General features: G+C 36.6%; 2 protein-coding genes and 1 tRNA gene. 2 read left to right on the top strand and 1 reads right to left on the bottom strand.

Features of this window, described 5'->3' with window-relative positions; genetic code table 11:
• Positions 1-16: 16 nt before the first annotated feature.
• A tRNA-Phe gene (locus tag ACKPEB_RS22900) sits at positions 17-89 on the bottom strand.
• A 103-nt stretch (positions 90-192) separates the two neighbouring features.
• On the opposite strand from ACKPEB_RS22900, the gene ACKPEB_RS22905 reads away from it, so the two are divergent.
• Together ACKPEB_RS22905 and ACKPEB_RS22910 are read left to right on the top strand one after the other, a co-directional pair.
• Entirely contained in the window at positions 193-2,706 is a 2,514-nt protein-coding gene (locus ACKPEB_RS22905) for a glycosyltransferase family 39 protein (RefSeq protein WP_408967345.1), read from the top strand.
• A gap of 359 nt (positions 2,707-3,065) precedes the next feature.
• The coding region (locus ACKPEB_RS22910) for a sulfotransferase (RefSeq protein ID WP_408967346.1) at positions 3,066-4,335 on the top strand (1,270 nt) is incomplete at its 3' end.

Raw genomic sequence — 4,335 nt, forward strand, 5'->3', positions numbered from 1 at the left:
AAGGGGTTTTATAAAGTGCCAGGAGGCGGACTTGAACCGCCGACACGAGGATTTTCAGTCCTCTGCTCTACCGACTGAGCTATCCCGGCTTGTTTTCCACTTTTATTAATCTAGCAAATCTGATTGAGTTTGGCAACCCCCTGAAGAGAAATTTTTTGATACAGTGAATGAGACAGCAGATGGGATAGCAGCATGAGGCACAAAAAACCCCCTGTAGAACTCATTGGGGTCAGCTTAATTTGGCTTTTGGTGGCCGTGAGCGATCGCATCTGGTTTAGGATGGATCACTCGGTGCCCGCTTGGGATCAAGCCGATTATCTCAATAGTGCCCTAGATTATTGGCGAATGTGGCAACATCCCCAAGGGTTTTCCGGGGACTGGTGGACTCAGATGTGGATGCTGTCACCGAAAATCCCACCTTTGACCTATTTATTAACCATTCCCTTTCAAAATTTATTAGGATTAGGATCGGATCAAACCAATGCCGTTCATTTATTATTCAGTGCAATTTTATTCGCTTCGGTTTATGGTTTAGGAACGCGATTATTTAACCCGACTGTGGGATTTTGGGCAACGGTTTTATGCGCAATTTTCCCCGGACTTTATCACCATCGGTTACAATTTTTATTAGATTATCCGTTAACGGCAATGGTGACGTTAAGTTTTTATTGCTTAACGTTATGGTGGTTTTCTAAATCCGATCAATCTTGGCGATTTTCTATTGGATTTGGGTTAACTTTTGGACTAGCTCTTTTAACCAAACAAACCGCCTTATTTTTCCTATTTATTCCTTTGTTATGGATAACCGCTACCATTCTTAAACAGCGTCAATGGCAACGTTTTTTACAATTAGCGATCGCTTTATTATTATCAACCGCCGTTATTTTTCCTTGGGCGAGAACTAATTGGTTATTAATGTTAACCTCTGGAAAACGCGCAACGGTTGATTCGGCGATCGCAGAAGGCGATCCAGCTTTAACCAGTTTAGACGCTTGGACTTATTATTTTAAATTAGTTCCGGCTCATCTTTCCTGGCCGTTATTAATTATTCCGATTATTGGACTTGTTTTCTATATTATCAAACATTATTCGTTATCGGGCAATCAACAACATCATCCTTTTTCTGATTTTGCCAAATTAAACTTAAACTGGATATCCTTAAAATGGTTATCTCTATTTTGGGTTGGGGGATATTTTATTTCTTCCTTAAATATTAATAAGGATTTTCGGTATACTTTACCCTTACTTCCGGTTTTAGCAATTATTTTAGCTTATTTTTTAACTTTATTTCCGCAACGATGGGGGCGGAAAATTCGCGGGTTTACGGTTAGTTTAGGCATAATATTAATGATTTTTAATTTATGGCCAATCGGCAGTTATCCCGTTAGACAAGTTATGAGAACTTTAAACCCTGGAAATGAGCATCATGTTTATTTAGGAAATCCTTGGCCTCATGAACAAGTGATTGCAGAAATAATTCAATCTCAACCGAATTTAAAAGCTAATTTAGGGGTATTACCTTCAACCCCAGAAATTAATCAACATAATTTAAACTATTATGGGGGTTTACAAGATTCTCAAGTGTATGCTAGACAAGTCGGAACAAAGCAAAAGAATGTTTTACAAGATGTACGTTCAATGTCTTGGTTTGTTACGAAAACTGGACAACAAGGTTCAGTTGATCGGGTTCAAGATGCTCAACAAATGACCATGCAAATATTAGAAAAAAGTCCCGAATTCTCCTTAAAAAAACAATGGTTATTACCCGATAATAGTTTTTTAAATTTATATCAAAGAATCATTCCGTTTGTACAAGTTGAACCCCTAAAACAATCCTTATCTAAAGTACAGCTAAAACAAGTTTTAATTCCTAAACAAGCACCCCCAGGAGTTGCGGTTCCTGTTACTTATGAATGGCAAGGATCATTACAACAATTACAGGAAGGAATCGTAATTTTAACTTGGAGATTGACTCCTGACCAAAAAAACGGTTTATCATTTTGGCTTCATGATCATGGCATTGGTATGGGAGAATTATATGGGAATTCATCCAATCAGAGTTATCAAGTGATAGAACAGATGGCGATGCTTCCTCCGGTTAATCTTATCCCTGGAAATTATCAGTTAGAAGTTACTTATTTAAACCGCAAAACAGGTGAAACTTATCAAATAGAATCTCCTAAGATTACCTTAAATATTAATTCTAAAGCTCCTCCAATAACAGCACCAGAAATAGATTTAGTGACTCAGTTAAGAACATTATCAGAGAATTTACCCCAAGGAATCAAAGGGTTAGATCCGATTTTTGCCGAGGTAGGACGAATTAATCAATATGATCCGGTTCAAGATTATATTAATCAAGCGGAAATAGCGTTAGGATATCGTTTAAAACAAGAACCTAATCGATTAGATTTAGCGTATAATTTAGCTTTAGCTAATGTTTTACAACAAGATGCAAAAGGAGCGATCGCAGCCTTAAAAATTATAACAAAATTAGATAGCATAAACCCTAACGCTCATGCTTATTTAGCCTTTGTTTATTTATATAATTTACAACCAAAATTAGCAGAAATAGCTTTAAAACCTGCTTTAGATTTGAACCCCAACCAACCAGAATTTAAAGTATTGTTAGGGGTTGCTCAATTGATGCAGGGTGATTTGATACCAGCTTGGCAGAATTTACAAACTGTAAATCAGATTGAATAATACCCCATTCCATGCTCTAAACCCGTTGATTAAAATAGTTATCCCAAAAAAGGAAAGATTTCTAATTCATTGGCTGGATGCTCAAAGATTTTGACTCACTAACGCCAACAATTTGCAAACCTACGCTCAAAATGACAATATAATATTAATATAGCTTAGAGGAAGAGATGACTTCAGATAGTCACTTGGCTGTGGTTGTTCAACTTCAGTTCGCAACTACCCTGAGAGGATGTTTGAGGAACTCAACCGGGGATAGAGTCAGTAAACGATGATTCCCTAAATCATCATAGGGGGTTTCTAAATACAACTCTACAAGATACCATAGAAAACAATATAGGAGTTAGTTGATCTTAAATTATATGCAGAAGTCCAATACCGAACAAACCGTTTTCATTATCACGGGAATGCACCGTTCAGGAACCTCCTTAACCGCATCCATTCTTCAGAGTGCAGGGGTTCATATTGGTCGCAATTTATTAGGTGCAGATCAGGTCAATATTAAAGGTCATTTTGAAAATCTTGACTTTTATCATTTGCACATGAATATTCTGGACTCACAAGGAGTGAGTAGTGCGGGTTGGACATTACAAGATCATCTGGAAATTCAGGAAGAATTTGTTGACCAAGCCAAAGAAATCATTGAACAAAATGCTTTAAGTTTGATTTGGGGATGGAAAGAACCTCGAACCACTTTGTTTTTAGAATTTTGGGCTAAACTGTTACCGGAAGCTAAATTTTTATTAATTTATCGTTCTCCTTGGGAAGTGGTTGATTCTTTGTATCGGCGAGGAGATGAAGTTTTTCAAAATCAGCCCGAATTAGCAGTTAAGTATTGGCAGCATTATAATCAAAAAATTCTGAATTTTTATAATCAGGAACAACACCGTTGTCTATTGGCTAACGTGACAACAATTATTCAAGACCAAGCTGCCTATATTGATACCATTAATTCTAAGTTTAACGTAGATTTAAGTCATCCTTCTCCAACCGCTTACGACCCGACTTTATTAAAAAATGACATTTCATCTAATAGTCAGCGACCAACATTAATTGACTATTACTTTCCTGAAACCATTGAACTTTATCAAGAACTTGAAAGTAGAGGATGGCATCCTGAACAAACCCCTGATTTTTCTTGGCAAGAATTATTAAAACCTTCCCTCTATAAAACTTGGGCGTTTCAAGAATGGGCGAATTTGCGTCGGTTAGAAAAAGAGAATAAAGCTTTAAAAATTCAATTGCAAGAAGAACAAACTGAATTAGAAAAAGCTGAGTCTATTGAATTAGAATTAGAGCAGACAAAAAGACAGTTAAAAACCGCAGAATCTCTATTAGATCAATCTCAGTCTCAGTTACATGAAACCGAAACAGTTTTAGCACAATCACAAACTAAGATCAAGGAAACCGAAACAGCGTTAACACAATCACAAACTAAGCTCAAGGAAACTGAAACAGTTTTAGCACAATCTCAGACTCAATTAAACAAAACCGAAACAGTTTTACAACAATCTCATACTCAACTCAATCAAAACCGCCATGAATTAGCAGAACTTAAAAAAGAACTAAGTCAAGCGCAATTTGATGTGATGCGGTATCAATCTCAATTACATCAAACACAAGAAGAATTAG

The organism is Planktothrix sp. (assembly GCF_046067725.1).
Lineage (GTDB): Bacteria > Cyanobacteriota > Cyanobacteriia > Cyanobacteriales > Microcoleaceae > Planktothrix.

What these genes read in the sequence shown, in the direction of transcription:
- ACKPEB_RS22905 (WP_408967345.1), top strand. Translation starts at nt 193, where the DNA reads ATGAGGCACAAAAAACCCCCTGTAGAACTCATTGGGGTCAGCTTAATT.